Raw genomic sequence first — 16,305 nt, 5'->3', positions numbered from 1 at the left:
CAGGTATAGGGGTTATTCCAGAACAGCGGGAACCTTGAAATGTCCTTCTTCGTCTTCCGGTGCGTTAAGCAGAGCCGCCTCCTGGGTCAAGCTCTCCTTCACCACATCGTCACGCATCACATTGCTGACCTGCAGCACATGGGTGGTCGGCGGAACATTCTCAGTATCCAGCTCATTCAACTTCTCGGCATATTGTAAAATAGCATTCATTTGTTCGGTGAAGGTAGCCTCTTCTTCCGGGCTTAATTGCAGGCGGGCCAGCTTGGCCACATGCTGCACATCTTTGACGGTGATGCTCATAATGGATATCCCTCCTGTTTAAAGGGCTAAAGCGCCCGGATAACGTTTTTAATTATAGGGTAGACGGCCTTACAATTCAATGCGCTTGTCGATTGAGGGGGATATATGGAGAGTAAGTATGTAGAATTCCTGTGTTGGCGGGGCGGCACTCTAGATTGTTGTACGTTGGGCAGGATTTAGACACACCCTTGTCCACAACATAAGAAAATCATAATTTCCTAAACAAAAAAGCCGGCATTCGCCGGCTCTTACTTAAATCCAAGCGCGAAGATTCACCTGCTTGATGAAATCCGCCTGGGACAAACTTTCTTGGGAGGTTGTCTCTATCTCTTCCACTTCAACTTCTTCGCCGTTCATCAGGTGATGGAACAGCTTCTCGTTGTACGTTGACAGTGCATAATCTATCAGTGCTTCGTGCGTGGCCCTCTCGGCTTCTGCTACCAGCAATTGCTCTTCGGCCTCAATATCCTCTGCCGTAACATAGAAATTGCGATTAGCTTCGGGAACACGAATGACATAATCAAACGCATTATCAGGATTGCGGTCGTAAGCAATCAGGTAGCCATAGTCTCCGATAGGAAGACTCTGCTCAAAAGCGTCTGCGACAATGACAATCTTCTCTCCTAAACGCAGCATCATCCTACCTCCTGACCAAAATCTATCATGGTTCTGCTTGTTTCAACAGTCTACTAAAAAAAGATAGAGCTGTCCAGCAGCAGGATGATTGTACGATGAATTTCCGCAGAAAACACTCTGAAAATTCATGAAAGATCGCTTTCTTATTGCAAAGCTTGCTAGACTGGCAATTTATTCCTTCCAGCCAGTAGTGAGGCACCGACAATACAAATCATAATCAGGAGCACGGCGGAGACAATCGGTGCCAAGCTCACTCCGGTGCCTCCATCTGCAAGTACACCGGCAGACATTCCGGGCAAAGCAGCAGGCATCCAGTTCAGCTTAACTGGCAACAGGCCATGGACGAGACTCATGACCGCTGCCAGCAGGAGAGTTAGGCCGGCAGCAGCAGGACCGCGCAGCCAGGCACTGAAAAGCAGCGTAAGCGACACCGCACAAAGCAGCCACAGCGCATACAGTCCGGACGCTACAATCACATCCTGCCAGGATAAAGCTCCCATAAGCTGTACTGTATAATAAGCCGCTCCCGCTGCCCCCAGCCCAGTGGCAATAACCAGCACCGTGAAGTTCGCGGTCCATTTGGCCGCAACAACGGATATAGAGGAGACCGGCTTCGCCATTAACAGCTCGGAGGTGCCGCTGCTGCGCTCTCCTGCCAGGCTGTTCATCGTTCCCAGCACCAGAATCAGCATTCCAATTGTTCCATACTGGCCCAAGGCCTGAGCCATTACAGAGGACGCGGCCGGTCTCTCCATATTCTCCATCAATCCAGCCGGAACATTGGAAGAGAACGCCAGGATATCCGCCATATAAAAGCTGACCAGCGGCTGCATAATTCCCAGAACAATAAATACCACGGGAACCCATATCAGCTTATAGCTGCGCACATTCTCCAGCATCTCCTTCAAATATAGAGCCCAAAGCTTCCTCATGTTCCCACCACCTTCATAAACAGGTCCTCCAGCGTCGATGAGCCTGCTTCAAATTGCAGCAGCGGAATATCCAGCTCCACAGCTTCCTGCAAAAGCATCCGGCGGGCGAGTGCTACATCTGTGACATTGAACACGGCCTTGCCATCCGAAATTAGCGCTTCTTCGATAAAATCCCTGTGTCTAAGCCCTTCTAACCAGCGGATAGCCGAATCTTCCTTCCCTGTAGTGAGTCGGATTACCGGCAGACTGTATTCTGCGCGGAGACTGGACAAGGTTCCTTGAACGGCTATAGTCCCCTGGTTCATTAATACGACATCATCGCATATCTCTTCCGCATCATGCAGCACATGCGTGGAGAAAATAACGGTTGTCTCCTCCCGGATGTCCCTAAGCAGCTCCATGACTTCCCGGCGTCCGATAGGATCAAGCGCGGAGACAGGCTCATCCAGCAGAAGCAGGCGCGGTCGGTGTACCAGGGCCTGGCCCAGCCCGAGGCGCTGCTTCATCCCCCCGGAATATCCGCCAATCCGCCGCCGTGCAGCAGAGCCTAGTCCCACACGCTCCAGCACAACGCCCGATGCCACCGCCGCTTCCCGTGCACTCATGCCGCTCATCCTGGCGGAAAATAGGATATATTCGTGCCCGCTCATCCAGTTGTAAAAAGCCGGGGCTTGCGGCAGATAACCCAGTTGCCGGCGGTAATCCGTCCCCGGAAACCCGTCAAAAGTAATCGTTCCGGCAGTCTGCGGCAGAAGACCGGCAAGCATACGCAGCGTTGTAGTCTTCCCGGCTCCATTGGGTCCGAGCAGCGCGACACAGCGTCCTGCTTCAATTCCAAAGCTGATGCCATTCACCGAGGGATGCCCCTTAAAGCTCTTGTGAAGATCCTTGACCTCAAGCAGCGGCATTAGAATTCTTTCCTTCCCAGTGTGAAATAAGCCACGCTGCCCAGCAGGTTGCCACATATCAAGAACAGAACCCACATCCATTTCGGTCCGCGTACCTGCTCTGTCTTGCTCAGTGAAATCAGACCGATTATTGCCAGCACTACCTGCAGTGCAAGCAGCGGAGCAATCAATCCCCAATTCAAATCCTTCATAACCTTATCCTCCTTATCTCCCGGGCAATGGACAATTGTCTCAGCGGCTCCTTCCGGCCTTCCGTTTGCGCTTATCTGGAAGAACTACAAACAGCAGGTAACACACTGCCGGTGAAGGTGCCCCTGTAAGTCCCCAGATTCCCCAGAACCAGGCCTTCATCCCCTGACCCCTGTCCCTGGCATCACGGAACAACCAGGTTCCCTGCAGCAGCAGTACGGCTGCAAGAATCATCCAAAGCCAAATAGGTATCTCCTGCAGCTTCTTCACGCTTATGATTCCTCCCGCCCGTGTCTGATCCGCGCTGCTCCCAGGCTGCCGAGTGCACTCAGGATGAACACCGCCTGCAGACTCCAGTACAGCACCGGCGCCGTGCTTAGAATAGAAATCACTATGGTAACCATTACAAGAGCCACCAAAAGGAATAGCAGCAGTTCCTTACGGCGCCGCTTCCTCCGGCGCACAGCTTCCCCGGCAATTAGCTGCTCCAGCTCCGGCAGGGAGGGCGGAGTAATATCGGCATAGAGCATATCCAGATGATCCAGCTCTGCGGACAGCTTACCCAGCAGCTCCTCGTCACTCTTAAACCTCATCCTCATTCAGCTCCTTTCGCAGTTGACCCAGTCCGGCAGCTACCCGTGATTTGACCGTTCCGGAAGGGATCTCCAGCATCTCCCCGATCTCATCGTAGCTGTATCCGTAATAATGCTTCAGCAGTACAGCCATTCTGTGCGCAGAGGATAGACGCGACAAGGCATCAAGCACTTCACTCCACTCCATATTCCGGCTCTCAAAGCTCCAGCGTAAACTGCGGTTACCCTGCTCCTGCATCTGTCTCTCCCGCCACTGTGCCTCCCGGCTCCAGCGCCGCTTACGGTCAATGTACAACCGGCTGCCAATGGTAATCAGCCATGAAGAGAATGCCGAGGTCCCGTTATAGCTCCCGATCTTTTCCATGCATCTGACCATCGTATCCTGAGCAATCTCTTCCGCAAGCAAAGGGTCAAGCGTCGCTTTGATCAGATACTTGTACAGGAAGGGATAATGCTCCCGCAGCAGCACGGCCAGTGCAGCAGCGTCACCCTGCTGTGCCTGGCTGATCATCTCCAGCGTCCTGTCGCCCATAGCCCCTCCCCTTATCTCTTTTGTCACACCTGTAATACGTCTATGTAATAGTTATCGTTCATTCCGAGTCAGAATTATTCTGCAGCTCCCACAGTCTGCGTCTCCATGGCTGAATTGCCCCCTTGCCTCCGGGAAAGCTCCAGAACAGCGTATACTTAGTATCACTCTTCCCGTCCAGATCATTCACTTCATTCCGCTCCGCTATCAATGAATCTTTCGCTTCCAATTCCCCATAATCCAACTGGCAACGCATATTATCCTTCATTCTGCTTCCCCCTAAAAATTCATATCTATAGGCAAAAAAAAGAACGCAAACCGGGATTATTCCACAGTCTGCGTGCTTCGCGAGGTAAATGTTACATTTAATTAACCATATTGTAACAATCTGGCCTGGGCTTGTCTACCTCTAATTTCCCGGTTTGTGTCAAATCCGGCCAGAGGATGTCGTTACACGGCAAACGGAACGGCTTTGGCGTCCTCTTACATCGGGACATAAGGGTTGTGAAGCTTCTCATAGCCGATTGAGGTTCGCGGACCATGTCCGGGGAACACTCTCACTTCCTCATCCAGCCGGTAAAGCTTACCGCGGATCGAGTCAATCAGATCCCCTTCTCTGCCGCCCGGAAGATCGGTACGTCCTACTCCCATTTTGAACAAGACATCGCCGGCGAACAAATCATTCCCGCATAAAAAGCTGACGCTGCCCGGCGAATGTCCCGGCGTATGCAGCACACGGAAAGAAAGGCCGAGCAGCTTGAGAATCTGGCCTTCCGCCAAATCGTATTCTGCCGGATCTGTGCTGATGGGAGGCGTAGTATCAGGCCACATTAAGGAGCCGTTCAGCTTCGGGCTGCCCAGCCATTCGCTCTCCAGCGGATGGATATAGACCGGGCACTTCTTGGCTTTGCGGACCTCGTGCAGCCCGGCAATATGGTCGAAATGGGCATGCGTCAGCAGAATCGCTTCAATCTCCATACCCTCAGCAGCCCGGAGAAGACCCGCTGGATTAGCACCCGGATCAATGATGACACCGCGCTTAGGGTCTGCCCCCGTCAGAAGATAGGCATTGGTCTGGAGTGCCCCCAGATTATAAGAACGAATATTAAGCATCGGCATTAGAATCCGGAGATCAGACTGCGCAGCTCTTTGGCGATAACTGCGTGTGATTCCGTTCCTTCTCCGTAGGCTTGCCCCATTGCTTTGCGCACTTCGGTAATTTTGCTGTCATAGTCCGCTGCTTCGCGGTCCGGGTTCTCCCGTTTGAATTCTCTCATCAGGGTCTGGACATGCTCCGGACGCGGTCCCCACTGCCCCAGTACATAACCTCCGGTATCCGCAAAAATCACGATGGGAACGGAACGGCCGCCCATGGTCAGGAAGTTGTCCATCAGCTCCTGGTTCTCTTCGAGAATCAGCACTTCCGTCTTGATGCCCGCAGTCTCCAGAATCCGGAAGACCACCGGGACATTGCGGACCACATCTCCGCACCAGTCCGCAGCCAGAATCAGCACACGCAGATCATCACGGTGATTCAGGCTCTCGAAATATTCGCGGTCACTCTCGTCTTCCCAGGCGAACTTCTCATACCAGGATTCAAAAGCCTGCTGATTCTTCGTCATGGCTTCCACGAACTGGCGCGGAGTCAGGCCTTGGCCAAATTTGGATGCTACATTCTGCTTCATACTGCACTACCCTTCTTTTTGGATTTGTACCACTTGAACAGGAAATACAGAATAATTACCGCAATAGCGCCAAGAAGAATCTCATGAGTGTACTTGGCTGCGACCTCATCAATGGTCTTCCACTTGTCCCCAAGCGTATATCCCAGATAGACAAACAACGCGCTCCACGGAATGACTGCAAGGGTTGTCAGTAAAGTGAATTTGCCCAGCGGCATGCGGGAAATACCAGCCGGAACCGAGATGGCATGACGGACAACCGGGATAAAGCGGGCTGTGAAAATCACACCGGTCCCATACTTTTGAAACCATTCTTCGGAGTGGTCAATATGCTTTTTGGAGATAAAAATGTACTTGCCGTACTTCTCCAGCACAGGTCTGCCGCCATAACGGCCAATCCAATAAACAAAGATCTGGGCGATCACTCCCCCGACGGTACCGAACAGCACCGCGCCAAAAAAGTTAATATCGCCTTGTGAGACCAAATAGCCGCCAAAAGCCAGGACAATCTCACTTGGAATGACTTCAATCATGAGCCCGATCATAATCCCGAAGTAGCCCAAAGACTGAATCCATTCAAACAATTGTGAAATGACATCAGATATAAAGTGCACTGCAGGTCTCCTCCCGTATGGCGTAATAGCCTGGTATTCTGCTGGCAGAACCCATCTGCTTAACCGCTCTATGTATCCAGCTTCTCCTAGCCTATTCTAGCATATGCAGGCTTACGACTTCTACTTAAGGAATATGAACAACCCCCTCCTGAAACAGATGTGAGTTTCTGTATTGACAAAGATTGGAATCGAGTCATATTATATATTTAGATAATTATTTAAATATCGAAAGGAGGATATAGAGTTGAATGAATCGTTCAAAGCGCTCGCCGACCCGACCCGGAGACAAATTCTCCGGCTGCTGCGTGAAAAGGACCGGACGGCCGGGGAAATCGCCGATTTTTTCAATATGACGAAGCCCAGCATCTCTCACCACCTCAATGCGCTGAAGCACGCGGGGCTGGTGCAGGACGAACGTAACGGGCAATTCATCGTCTATTCTCTGGACTCCACGGTACTTGAAGAGGTGCTTGGCTGGTTCCTCGAATTGACGGGTAAAGGCAAGGGCAGTACGGACAGCAAACCGGAGGTTCAGGCGGATGCTAACCCAAAGGGCTTGCGGGCCAAGGGGAAAAGTGGTCCGGGCACTATTAAACATACGGAGGATGAATCTTGATGAAGAATTTCACATGGAAATGGCAGGATACGCTGGTTGTCATTCTTGGGTTTCTCTCACTGGGCTATGCGCTGGTGAATTACGGCAGGCTGCCGGATCAGCTGCCCGCCCAATTCAGTATAACCGGCAAGGTCAATACTTACTGGAGCAAGGGTTCGGTTATTGCCTTGTTCTCTTTTATGGGCTTGATTTTTCCGCTCGCTACGCAGTTCATTCGCAATGTTGACCCCAAGGGAGAGAATTACAATAAGTTCCCGGGCGCTTACAAAATGGTCCGTCTCACCGTTGCCGTCATCTGTGATGCCGCCCTTGTCCTGTCGGTCAGTTATGGGCTGGATGTGCAATTTCCTGCCGGAAAATGGGCTACTGTAAGCATAGGGCTGCTGCTGGCTGTAATCGGAAATTTCCTGCCGCAGATCAGGGATAATTATTTCACGGGAGTCCGCACGCCTTGGACGCTGCATGACCCTGCCGTATGGCGGAGAACCCACCGCTTCTCCGGAAGGATGTGGGTGAGCGGCGGTCTGCTAATTGTGCTTGCGGCCTTCATGCCCGTTACGCTGTCGATCAGCATGATCATCACCGCTCTGGTAATCATGATTATTCTCCCTATTGTGTACTCATGGCTGATCTCGAGGCGTGTTAAAGCCTGAGATTAGTCGGGAGGCAGGCTAATAAGAGAGATTCCAGTGATGGACCGTATTAGGGTAAAGTTGCGGTTATTATGCTGATATGTTCACCCCAGCGGCTACCAAGCCCCGAATTCCACTCTGAGGTGCGTCTTATCTGTCGTTGGTGTCGTTGGAGCTAAGCACCGCCTGGGACTGTAAATGGATTAACTGAAAGTAGATCCCTTCGCTCTGCGGAAGTAGGGTGAAGTTACGGTCATTATGCTGCGGTCCTCTGTCCTGCTCCTTGGTGGTCAGCAGGCTGTACTGCCGCAGTAACTCTAGTCCCGCCGCCGCGCTGTCCGCCGCTATACGTCTGTCTCCCTCTGCCAAGCTGCGTTGCCCCATCTCAAGCATTCCTCTTAAGGCAGTAAGCCGCCCCGCAGCATTAAAGTGATCCGTCTGTTGACTGCGGCGGACCCAGTACAGCGCTTCTCCAGGATTACCGCCCCGCAGATAACTTGCCGCAAGCTCCCCATGCAGAGCAACATCCCCCGGAGAGAATGACAGGCTTCGCAACAACAGATCAACCCCCTGCTTCTGTGAAAGCAGTCGCGATAAAGCAACCGCAGTCTGCGGCTCTCTCGGATTCCATCTCAGTGATTGCTGCAGCAGTGTAATTCGTACGGCAGGATCTTTCTCTCTGACCGCCTGCTTGAATAGGGCAGCCCCTTTCATGGCCTGGAAGGAAAAAACGCTGCACAGGAGGGTCAGCCCGCAGACAACAGTTATGCCTGCATAAACCCATAATCGGCGCGGCCGCTTCCTTCACTGGTCAGTCAGCTTGCTGCGCTGCCAACGGGAGTCATGCAGAGCTGGAGAGTCAACCTTCCTAATAGTCAGGCTATTTGCTTCGGCAAATGCCCAGGCGGGCAACAGGAGCAGCAGCAACCAGACCAGTCCATAGCTCAAGTCGAAATCGGCTGCGCTATGCAGCATGATCACGAGCAAGGGCGGAAGCAGCCTTGGTGACGCCTTGAATACCAGCCCTCCTGCGGCCAGGAGCAGCAGGAGAACCGCAGCCAGACCCGCCATCCCGAGGTTCAGCAGGATGTCGAGGTAACCGCTGTGCACCTGGCTGCCCACGTAGGGGCGGGACTGGGCGGCAAGATACATATGCCGCCAGGTCTCGCCCCCGCGCCCCAGCCAGGGCGCTTCTGCCGCGAGCTTCCAGGCGTCGCGGTAGAACAGCCCGCGCGCGGCGGCCGTCGGTGACGGCCCGGTGATCCGCGCGCGTACCAGCAGCAGGACGGCGCTGGCCGCCGCCGTCCAGCCCGCCGCCGCCAGCGCCAGCAGGGCGGCGCGGTCCCCGCCCGCCGCATGGCAGCTGCGGCGGTGCAGCCATAGGCCGGCCAGCCACGCGCCGGCCCAGAGCCCGGCCAGCAGCAGCAGGCCGGGCAAGGGCTCTGCCGCCAGCCCGGAGCGGGCCAGCTGGCGGTAGAGCAGCGCCGCCGCGGCAACGGGGGCGGCGCCGGTGATTAGTAGCGGCACGAACAGTTGCCGCTTCAGGAGAAGGGCTGCGGCACCGGCGGCAGCCGCAGCCAGCCATGCGCCGCGCGACTCGCTGAGCAGCAGCGCGGCGGCGTACGGGAAGAGCGGCAGCAGGCGCGCCGCTCTTAGCCAGTGCAAAGCGGACCTGGTTCCGGTCCGCTTCCAATTGATGCCGGCATCTCCTGTACCTTCTTCCCCCGCTCTGCTGCCCCCCGTTCGCTCCGAACTTTTGCCCGCACCCGTATCTTCTGCATCTATCTCACCCGCTCCCCTGACGCCCATACGCTCAGCATTATTGTCCACACCCACACCTCCTGCCCCTACCTCACCCGCTCCACTGACACTCGCACGCACCGCACTGCTGCCTGCACCTCCCTTATCTACTCCGCCTACAGCCACGCCTCCAAACGCACCGTTCTTCTCCCCATCCGCTGCTTTCCCAGAATCTCCAGACCCGAAGCTATAAGCGGCTGCAAACAGCCGTTCCAGTAAATACACGGCCATCACCGCACCAAAGGCATTCGGATACTGAAGCAGCCCGGCCAGCCTAGCACCAGTGGCACTGACTCCCGGCGATTGGGTATACGCCACCGCATAAGGAATTGGCAGACCTCCGCAGACCGCCAAAAGGGCCGACAAACTAATAGTGATTCCAAGCAGATGCCACACTGCTGCAAGAAGAGTTACTCCCCGGCGGGTTCGCGCCGCCAGCAAAGCGAGAGCAATAAAGCTAGTGTAGAAGCCTGAGCGCAGCATTTCATTCACAGTTCCTTGAGCGGATACGGGTCTGCCTAATGCCTGGATAGCATATAAGAGACAGAGTAGCACACAAGCGCTGAGTAACCCCCAGACAGCCAGCCCCCTCCCTCCACCTATACTGCCAGCCAACTCCCGAATATGCTTTCTACGTTCAGGCTGCTCCTCTACTTGCGCCCCTCTACCAGTCGCCATATAGATAACTACCAATCCCAGCAAGACTCCGCACAAGCCAAACCACACCGTCAGGAACAAATACATCTCTCCGGTGAAAAAGAACCCTCTCAGCACACAGGCCGCCGTCCCCGCTGCTAATAACGCCAACCCGCAAACCAAAGTAACCAACCAATCACTTTGCCGTCCATACCTGTTCACCCGCATCCTAAATCTCCTATTGCTCATGATGCTTAACAGTCTGCCCATATTTACCGGAAAACAGAAGAGGCGGCTAATCCACCCGAGTTAGCTCAAATGCACAAATGAAGAGCACTTGTGCACCTGATTCCACCAAACGCAGAAACCACAAAAAACAGCCGCCCCCATCAGGAAGCGGCCGGTCTGTCATACCCTAAACTATTCAACACATGAATTAAACTTCTGTACTGCCGGCGGGCAGCAGGTCGGAGCAGACGCGTTCCAGGTAAGGCTTGGCACCGAGGAAATCGCGGAATGCGGTGTATTCGCGCCATTTGGCGGCCTGGTCACCGCTGTCGCTGCGGACGGCGCGGATCAGGATGTTCTTCGGGGTGTGCTCCATATCGATGAATTCCAGCAGCTGGCTGCGGTAGCCCATCAGGTCCAGCAGCTTCGCCCGGATTGCATCGGTGGCGAGCGCCGAGAACCGCTCCTTCAGGATGCCGTGTGACAGCAGCGGATTCAGCACCTCACTCTCTACCTGTGCGAACAGCTCATGCTGGCAGCAGGGCACCGAGAGGATTACCGATGCGCCCCAGCGCACGGCCTTCTCCAGTGCAGCATCGGTGGCGGTATCACAAGCATGCAGCGTGACTACCATATCCACCTGATCCAGCTCATTATAGTCGGCGATATCGCCCACCAGGAACTTCAGCCGGTCATAGCCCAGCTTAGCAGCCAGCGCATCGCAGTGCGCAATGACATCCGCCTTAAGGTCAAGGCCGACAATATTCAGCTCCCGCTGCTCGCGGACGGCGAGATAATGGTACAAGGCGAAGGTCAAATAAGACTTGCCGCAGCCAAAATCCACAATCGTCAGCGGCCGGCCTGCCGGCAGATCGCCCAGCACATCCTGAACCATCTCCAGGAACCGGTTGATCTGGCGGAACTTATCATATTTCTTGGCCAGCACCTTGCCCTCGCTGTTCATAATGCCAAGCTCGACCAGGAACGGCACCGGCTCGCCCTCATCCAGTACATACTGCTTCCGGCGGTTATGGGCCAGATCCGGCACTTCCTGCTTGCTGGCTGATTTGGTCAGAATCGATACCTTGTATTTCTTGCTGATCAGCACCTGATAGTCGGCACTGGCAGTACACAGCAGACCTTGGCGGAAGGTGTCCCTCAGCAAAGAGAGCATCTCTTCAGCGGCATCCTCTGCGGGAATGTTGCGGTGCTCCACCTTAGGGCCGATATAATAGGCAAACTGATAATGCAGCTTCCCTTTTAACTCAACAGGCTTGACCTGCACTTTATTGTAGGGGGCATCGCCCTTGCTGCGCAGCTGGCTTAGTGTAGCCGTAATCAGAGTGCGGCCGCTCATCACTTGCTCGATCAATTCCTTCAAAGCTTCCAAATGGGTACATCTCACTTTCCGGTTTATAAAATAGAGCACGTTGTCTCCCGAATATCGTTACATTATAGCATTAACCTTAAGCTTGCTCCATTCTTCCATGCCCTGCTGCACTTCCTCTAGCGGAAGACTGCCCTGGGCTAACTGCTCCGGCTTTAAAAGCAGCAGCCGTCCGTACAGCTCCCGGCCTTCCTCCGCTACATTCTCCCCCTGCTCCCAGAGCCGGTAGAGACTGTTCTCCGCCTTAGCGTAATGTCCCCGGGATTCGTGGTAAGCCATCAAGAGGCGTTCGGTCTTGGCGGGAAGGCGGTACGGCTCCACTTCCTCCAGCAGCTCATTGACCTCTTCCGTCATGTTCAGCAGCTCACGGTCCGCACCATGAAGACCGGCATAGATGAATAAATGCAGGGAACGCATCGCCCTGAACAGGGCTGCATCCCGGTCTCCTTTGGCCGCGTAAATCCCGCCTTCCTCCTTCAGCAGCCGGGCTACCCCTTGCAGCTTGTCAGCCTCAAGCACCCCTCCAAGACGAAACATATCAATAATATCCTCTACGGACAACGAATTAAGCAGACGCGAATTCAGGCGAAAATTCCGCATCAGCAGCTCATCCACTTCCCACAGGGCTTCCGTTGTTTTTTTATCCTGCTTCAGGGTCATTACTTTGGCGACCATAGCTGTCATATCCTCAATCATCCGTACAATATAATCCCTCCGGAACATACCCGTGCTCCTTTCGTTACGCAGTTGCTTCTCTTCTGTATCCTCTGCTTGCTGTTGGACTCATCGTGAACTACCATCCACCTAAGAGGTGGCGGCTTCTTGGTCAATGAAGCTACTGCTCCAAGTTTACCCAAGCTCAAAGGCTAGTCCCTAGCCCAATCATTGCCATATCACATGGCTAGTTTGAGTAGGTTTTGAGCAGCGTTTACATCGCGATCATGATGCACGTTACATTCTGGACAAGTCCACTCCCGCAAGGCGAGGTTCTTCACCTCTGCGTTCTTATAACCGCAACAGGAGCAAAGCTGACTGCTTGCATAGTGCTTAGGGGCAATAATAAGCTCTCTGCCATACCATTGAGCCTTATATTCAAGCATCGAACGGAACATACGCCAAGATACCTCGCTAATCGCTTTTGCAAGTTTGTGATTCTGCATCATATTCTTTACACGTAAGTCTTCCATCACGATAACTTGGTTTTCGTTTATCATTTTGGCAGACGTTTTATGCAAGAAGTCTTTACGCTGATTCGCTATTTTTTCATGTAACTTGGCAGCTTTCAGCCTAGCCTTATGACGGTTATGGCTTCCCTTCTTCTTCCGCGATACATCCTTTTGCAGCTTCGCTAATCGCTTTTCAGACGTACGCAAGTATTTAGGATTGGATATGATTTCGCCATTTGAAGTCACAGCAAAGTCTTTCAGCCCAAGATCAACGCCAATCTTCGTATGCATTTTGGGCAACTGGACGATATCCGTTTCAACCAATACGGAAGCATAATACTTTCCCGTTGGTGTTTTTGAAATCGTGCATGATTTGATCAGTCCCACGAATGGGCGGTGCAGCTTGATTTTAATACCCGTTTTTAGCTTTGGAATCTTAAGATATCCATCCTCTATAGCCACGGTTCCATTTTGGTTATTCGTTGTGAAGCGATGATTACTCGTCTTCTTGCTCTTGAATTTAGGAAATCCCGTTTTCTGGTCCCGAAAAAAATTCTGATAAGCCTTGTCTAAATTCAGTTGTGCATTCGCTAAGGCAAGGCTATCGACTTCTTTCAGCCAGTCGAATTCCTTTTTGTATTGTGCGGGTGTATTCCTCAGCATCGTTTCCGTTTGCTTGTAATGTTCAATTTTATCTGCAAGCATTCTGTTGTAGATGAAGCGAACGCATCCGAACACTTTAGCGAAGTAGTGTTGTTGCCCATGGCTTGGATAGATACGGTATTTGTAGGCTTTCAGCAATGGCGATCACCCTTTCACCCCTTGGGTTTCGATGTATTTTTGAATGACGTCTATTGGCGCTTCACCCGTGGTAAGCAAGCAATAGGAGCGTGACCAAAAGGCCTCTTTCCAAAGTGATGTTCGGAGGGTAGGAAACTCCTTCTTGATCAACCTAGATGATGCACTTTTATAAGCGTTGAGAAATTTAGAAATGTCGGTATTAGGATGAGCTTTCATTAGGATATGAACGTGATCCCTGTCATGATTCCATTCCTGCAAAGTCACATTGTAAGTAGGCTGAATGGATGCAAATATCTCTTTCAGACGTTCGGATATGGGATCTGTAATGACTTTCCTACGATACTTGATGACTAGAATAAGGTGAAAGTGAAGGGAGAACACTGAATGGTTATTTGAATCTAATTTCATTAACTTCACTGACCTTTCCAAGATACGACTGAATACTTTAATTATAGCATCTTAGGCGGTTAGAATCCATGTAGATTAGACCGTTTCCATTCATCCCCCACTTAAAGAAGATGGGAGAATTCTGTCAACTGAGGGTTAAACCACTCGTCTCTCCGGCGCCACTGTGCGGAGTTAAGTCTTGACCACACTATAATGATGAACTATAATTCAGTTACCCAATCTGTATTGCAGATTGAACTATTTAGCAGATCCGAATTGGATACAGACTGTATACATGTTAATACGGACCCTACATAGGAGGTTTATTGATGACCAAGCCAACCGGCAACACGCAAGACTCCATCACAGCAGCCGTTTCAGGTCAACCGGATCTGCAGTCAAGCAACCGGATTTTGAACGTTACGCCGGAACAGGATAAGCTGCTGGAGAGCGCCTTACGGATTAAGATTATGCACACGCTGTCGGCAGAGCCGCTTACATCCAAGCAGGTTGCGGAGAAGCTGAACAAGACTCCGGGTAATATTCATTACCATATCGTCAAGCTCTATGAGGGCGGTCTGCTGGAGCTTGTCCGTACAGAAGCCGCAGGAGGAATCATCCAGAAATTTTACCGTTCCAAAGGTACGATGTTCCACTCGGAGGCGCTTCGCAGCCTTCACTTCCGCGAAGAAGACCAGACCCGGCATTTCAATACCAGACTTACTCTCTCTCCTCAGGAGCTTGCGGAATTCCACCAGGAGCTGCTGGAGCTGATTACCGCCTGGGAGTCCAAGGTAACGGAAGGGGACGAATACGGTGTGGAAGTGATGCTGGGCCGTCTGCAGTCTGCCGATGCTGCTGCGCAGCCGGAAGAGGAGGCACATTAATAGATGAGCACCGCTGGCCCTTCCGGACAACCGAAGCATCATCCGCTTGAGGGCTTCGCCGCCCCTTTCCGGCAATCCCGCGCCTTTCCTTACCTGTGGCTGGGACATTTAGTTTCTTTTTTGGGCAGCTCGGTAACCATGGTTATCCTGCCTGTCCTGGTCTATTCCCTGACCGGCTCCACCACCATTATGGGGATGGTCATGGCCGCCTACATGCTGCCTAATGTAATCATGCTGCCGGTATCCGGACATATTGTCGACCGCTACGACCGTGTACGGATTATGATGCTGGCCGATATTGCCCGGTTCATCGTTATGATTACGACTGCTGTGCTGTCCTTGACCGGAGTGCTGAGCATTCCGTTGCTCTATGGACTTGTTGCCTGCTACGGCCTGCTGGACGGCTTATTCCAGCCCGCCTACGCTGCCGTCCGCGCTACCGTATTCACTCCGGATATCCGCGTAGCAGCGAATTCTTTAACTCAGATCACAACCCAGTCCGTGCGGCTGATCGGTCCCGCGTTAGGGGGACTGCTGATTACCCACCTGTCCGCGGGCTTCGGCTTCGGAATTGATGCCTTCACCTATCTTATCTCCCTCATCTGCCTGGTCTATCTGCGCAGGATGATGATGACCCGGCTGCAGTCTGCTGCCACTGAGACTGACATCCCGGCTAAGCCTGCTGCCGGGACCTCTCCCGCTCCGCACTGGAGGCAGGATTTCGCCGAAGGAATACATGTTCTGCGCAGCCAGCCCTGGCTCTGGATTACAATTCTCGCCTTCTGCTTCGTCAATATATGTTATACGGGCGTAATCAGCGTCCTTCTTCCCTGGCTGTTCAAGGTCCATCACGGCTGGCCTCCTTATCTCTATGGCCTGGCCGTTACGTTCTCCGGTGTCGGGGCCATAGCGGCCGGCCTGCTGTACGGCCTGCGGGCGAAATGGTATCACCGCGGCATCCTGGCTTACGGCGGCGCCATGATCAGTGGGGCTGCTCTGCTGCTGCTCCCGTTCGCAGGCACTCCGGCAGCAGCTGTCACCTTATTTGCCGTAGAAGGCTTCGGACTAATGATCTTCGGGCTGATCTGGGAGATCAGCCTGCAGGAGCTTGTTCCGAAGGAAGCCTTCGGACGGGTAGCCAGTCTGGATATGTTCGGGTCCTTCGCCCTGCTGCCGGTCGGATATATCTTAGTCGGCTGGCTGGCCGACCGGATCGGAGGAGTGCCGACCATTATTATTTTTTCCGGCCTGGGCCTCTCCTGTGTTGCCCTGGTGCTGTGCGTTCCGGCTATCCGTAAGTTTCAATAAAATATATAAATTTGCACAGCAAACAGAAGGCAGCACCCGCCGGAGAGCGGAAGTGCTGCCTTCTGTCCCTATTG

At 53.1% G+C, this 16,305-nt stretch carries 21 protein-coding genes and 1 pseudogene; 4 read left to right on the top strand and 18 right to left on the bottom strand.

Going from position 1 to position 16,305, the window contains the following annotated elements:
- Window positions 1-12 precede the first annotated feature (12 nt).
- The 12 genes from gatC to MKX42_RS05730 all read right to left on the bottom strand — a co-directional run bounded on the left by gatC (window position 13) and on the right by MKX42_RS05730 (window position 6,383).
- Complete coding sequence (gatC, locus tag MKX42_RS05785) at window positions 13-300, bottom strand: Asp-tRNA(Asn)/Glu-tRNA(Gln) amidotransferase subunit GatC (protein WP_340751676.1); 288 nt, start codon at window positions 298-300, stop codon at window positions 13-15.
- Window positions 301-552: 252 nt separating this feature from the next.
- Window positions 553-936 (bottom strand): hypothetical protein, encoded by a 384-nt coding sequence (locus MKX42_RS05780; RefSeq protein ID WP_036726210.1) that lies wholly within the window; start codon window positions 934-936, stop codon window positions 553-555.
- Window positions 937-1,094: 158 nt separating this feature from the next.
- The gene (locus MKX42_RS05775; RefSeq protein ID WP_340751675.1) at window positions 1,095-1,868 is read right to left on the bottom strand and encodes an ABC transporter permease subunit; all 774 of its coding nucleotides are present in this window, start codon (window positions 1,866-1,868) and stop codon (window positions 1,095-1,097) included.
- The gene (locus MKX42_RS05770) at window positions 1,865-2,776 is read right to left on the bottom strand and encodes an ABC transporter ATP-binding protein (RefSeq protein WP_340751674.1); all 912 of its coding nucleotides are present in this window, start codon (window positions 2,774-2,776) and stop codon (window positions 1,865-1,867) included. The genes MKX42_RS05775 and MKX42_RS05770 overlap by 4 nt, the downstream gene beginning before the upstream one ends.
- Complete coding sequence (locus tag MKX42_RS05765) at window positions 2,776-2,967, bottom strand: PLD nuclease N-terminal domain-containing protein (protein ID WP_340751673.1); 192 nt, start codon at window positions 2,965-2,967, stop codon at window positions 2,776-2,778. The genes MKX42_RS05770 and MKX42_RS05765 overlap by 1 nt, the downstream gene beginning before the upstream one ends.
- Window positions 2,968-3,007: 40 nt before the next feature.
- Window positions 3,008-3,235, bottom strand: a complete 228-nt coding sequence (locus MKX42_RS05760) for a hypothetical protein (RefSeq protein ID WP_340751672.1) — start codon at window positions 3,233-3,235, stop codon at window positions 3,008-3,010.
- A 2-nt stretch (window positions 3,236-3,237) separates the two neighbouring features.
- A complete protein-coding gene (locus MKX42_RS05755; RefSeq protein WP_340751671.1) occupies window positions 3,238-3,558 on the bottom strand; it encodes a DUF5345 family protein in 321 nt (106 codons plus the stop codon).
- Window positions 3,548-4,090 (bottom strand): RNA polymerase sigma factor SigY, encoded by a 543-nt coding sequence (gene sigY / locus MKX42_RS05750; RefSeq protein WP_340751670.1) that lies wholly within the window; start codon window positions 4,088-4,090, stop codon window positions 3,548-3,550. Before sigY ends, MKX42_RS05755 begins: the two co-directional genes overlap by 11 nt.
- Window positions 4,091-4,148: 58 nt before the next feature.
- Window positions 4,149-4,355, bottom strand: a complete 207-nt coding sequence (locus MKX42_RS05745; RefSeq protein WP_340751669.1) for a hypothetical protein — start codon at window positions 4,353-4,355, stop codon at window positions 4,149-4,151.
- A 215-nt stretch (window positions 4,356-4,570) separates the two neighbouring features.
- Complete coding sequence (locus MKX42_RS05740) at window positions 4,571-5,200, bottom strand: MBL fold metallo-hydrolase (RefSeq protein WP_340751668.1); 630 nt, start codon at window positions 5,198-5,200, stop codon at window positions 4,571-4,573.
- 5 nt (window positions 5,201-5,205) lie between these two features.
- Window positions 5,206-5,772, bottom strand: a complete 567-nt coding sequence (locus MKX42_RS05735) for a thioredoxin family protein (RefSeq protein WP_340751667.1) — start codon at window positions 5,770-5,772, stop codon at window positions 5,206-5,208.
- A complete protein-coding gene (locus tag MKX42_RS05730; protein WP_340751666.1) occupies window positions 5,769-6,383 on the bottom strand; it encodes a DedA family protein in 615 nt (204 codons plus the stop codon). The genes MKX42_RS05735 and MKX42_RS05730 overlap by 4 nt, the downstream gene beginning before the upstream one ends.
- 244 nt (window positions 6,384-6,627) lie before the next feature.
- Here MKX42_RS05730 and MKX42_RS05725 point away from each other — a divergent pair.
- Both MKX42_RS05725 and MKX42_RS05720 read left to right on the top strand, forming a co-directional pair.
- A pseudogene (locus MKX42_RS05725) lies at window positions 6,628-6,888 on the top strand (autorepressor SdpR family transcription factor); the annotation flags it as partial.
- Between the two features lie 110 nt (window positions 6,889-6,998).
- On the top strand, window positions 6,999-7,652 hold the full coding sequence (locus MKX42_RS05720) for an SdpI family protein (RefSeq protein ID WP_340751665.1): 654 nt from the start codon (window positions 6,999-7,001) through the stop codon (window positions 7,650-7,652).
- A gap of 129 nt (window positions 7,653-7,781) precedes the next feature.
- Here the strand turns inward: MKX42_RS05720 and MKX42_RS05715 are convergent, their stop codons facing one another.
- The 6 genes from MKX42_RS05715 to tnpA all read right to left on the bottom strand — a co-directional run bounded on the left by MKX42_RS05715 (window position 7,782) and on the right by tnpA (window position 14,057).
- A complete protein-coding gene (locus MKX42_RS05715) occupies window positions 7,782-8,189 on the bottom strand; it encodes a hypothetical protein (RefSeq protein ID WP_340751664.1) in 408 nt (135 codons plus the stop codon).
- 246 nt (window positions 8,190-8,435) lie between these two features.
- Entirely contained in the window at window positions 8,436-10,295 is a 1,860-nt protein-coding gene (locus MKX42_RS05710; RefSeq protein WP_340751663.1) for an O-antigen ligase family protein, read from the bottom strand.
- Between the two features lie 208 nt (window positions 10,296-10,503).
- Window positions 10,504-11,685, bottom strand: coding sequence for a class I SAM-dependent methyltransferase (locus MKX42_RS05705; RefSeq protein WP_445669299.1), 1,182 nt, complete (start codon window positions 11,683-11,685; stop codon window positions 10,504-10,506).
- A gap of 57 nt (window positions 11,686-11,742) precedes the next feature.
- Window positions 11,743-12,405, bottom strand: coding sequence for a DUF6483 family protein (locus MKX42_RS05700; RefSeq protein ID WP_340751662.1), 663 nt, complete (start codon window positions 12,403-12,405; stop codon window positions 11,743-11,745).
- Between the two features lie 170 nt (window positions 12,406-12,575).
- Window positions 12,576-13,649, bottom strand: a complete 1,074-nt coding sequence (gene tnpB / locus MKX42_RS05695) for an IS200/IS605 family element RNA-guided endonuclease TnpB (protein ID WP_339251287.1) — start codon at window positions 13,647-13,649, stop codon at window positions 12,576-12,578.
- 6 nt (window positions 13,650-13,655) lie between these two features.
- Complete coding sequence (gene tnpA, locus MKX42_RS05690) at window positions 13,656-14,057, bottom strand: IS200/IS605 family transposase (protein ID WP_339314980.1); 402 nt, start codon at window positions 14,055-14,057, stop codon at window positions 13,656-13,658.
- Window positions 14,058-14,365: 308 nt separating this feature from the next.
- Here tnpA and MKX42_RS05685 point away from each other — a divergent pair, with 308 nt between their 5' ends.
- Complete coding sequence (locus MKX42_RS05685) at window positions 14,366-14,923, top strand: ArsR/SmtB family transcription factor (RefSeq protein ID WP_076080465.1); 558 nt, start codon at window positions 14,366-14,368, stop codon at window positions 14,921-14,923.
- 3 nt (window positions 14,924-14,926) lie between these two features.
- Window positions 14,927-16,231, top strand: coding sequence for an MFS transporter (locus tag MKX42_RS05680; RefSeq protein ID WP_340751661.1), 1,305 nt, complete (start codon window positions 14,927-14,929; stop codon window positions 16,229-16,231).
- Window positions 16,232-16,305 lie beyond the last annotated feature (74 nt).

The organism is Paenibacillus sp. FSL R7-0204 (assembly GCF_038002225.1).
GTDB lineage: Bacteria > Bacillota > Bacilli > Paenibacillales > Paenibacillaceae > Paenibacillus_AQ.
The sequence above is the reverse complement of the archived record's forward strand: the minus strand, read 5'-3'. Positions and strand labels throughout refer to the sequence as shown.

Excerpts from the sequence above, each read along its gene's own strand:
- MKX42_RS05780 (WP_036726210.1), bottom strand. The coding sequence starts at position 936 with ATGCTGCGTTTAGGAGAGAAGATTGTCATTGTCGCAGACGCTTTTGAG.
- MKX42_RS05710 (WP_340751663.1), bottom strand. The coding sequence starts at position 10,295 with ATGCGGGTGAACAGGTATGGACGGCAAAGTGATTGGTTGGTTACTTTG.
- tnpA (WP_339314980.1), bottom strand. The coding sequence starts at position 14,057 with ATGAAATTAGATTCAAATAACCATTCAGTGTTCTCCCTTCACTTTCAC.
- MKX42_RS05745 (WP_340751669.1), bottom strand. The coding sequence starts at position 4,355 with ATGAAGGATAATATGCGTTGCCAGTTGGATTATGGGGAATTGGAAGCG.
- MKX42_RS05755 (WP_340751671.1), bottom strand. The coding sequence starts at position 3,558 with ATGAGGTTTAAGAGTGACGAGGAGCTGCTGGGTAAGCTGTCCGCAGAG.
- MKX42_RS05740 (WP_340751668.1), bottom strand. The coding sequence starts at position 5,200 with ATGCTTAATATTCGTTCTTATAATCTGGGGGCACTCCAGACCAATGCC.
- MKX42_RS05770 (WP_340751674.1), bottom strand. The coding sequence starts at position 2,776 with ATGCCGCTGCTTGAGGTCAAGGATCTTCACAAGAGCTTTAAGGGGCAT.
- MKX42_RS05775 (WP_340751675.1), bottom strand. The coding sequence starts at position 1,868 with ATGAGGAAGCTTTGGGCTCTATATTTGAAGGAGATGCTGGAGAATGTG.
- MKX42_RS05720 (WP_340751665.1), top strand. The coding sequence starts at position 6,999 with ATGAAGAATTTCACATGGAAATGGCAGGATACGCTGGTTGTCATTCTT.
- MKX42_RS05735 (WP_340751667.1), bottom strand. The coding sequence starts at position 5,772 with ATGAAGCAGAATGTAGCATCCAAATTTGGCCAAGGCCTGACTCCGCGC.
- MKX42_RS05680 (WP_340751661.1), top strand. The coding sequence starts at position 14,927 with ATGAGCACCGCTGGCCCTTCCGGACAACCGAAGCATCATCCGCTTGAG.
- MKX42_RS05685 (WP_076080465.1), top strand. The coding sequence starts at position 14,366 with ATGACCAAGCCAACCGGCAACACGCAAGACTCCATCACAGCAGCCGTT.
- MKX42_RS05700 (WP_340751662.1), bottom strand. The coding sequence starts at position 12,405 with ATGTTCCGGAGGGATTATATTGTACGGATGATTGAGGATATGACAGCT.
- sigY (WP_340751670.1), bottom strand. The coding sequence starts at position 4,090 with ATGGGCGACAGGACGCTGGAGATGATCAGCCAGGCACAGCAGGGTGAC.
- gatC (WP_340751676.1), bottom strand. The coding sequence starts at position 300 with ATGAGCATCACCGTCAAAGATGTGCAGCATGTGGCCAAGCTGGCCCGC.
- MKX42_RS05765 (WP_340751673.1), bottom strand. The coding sequence starts at position 2,967 with ATGAAGGATTTGAATTGGGGATTGATTGCTCCGCTGCTTGCACTGCAG.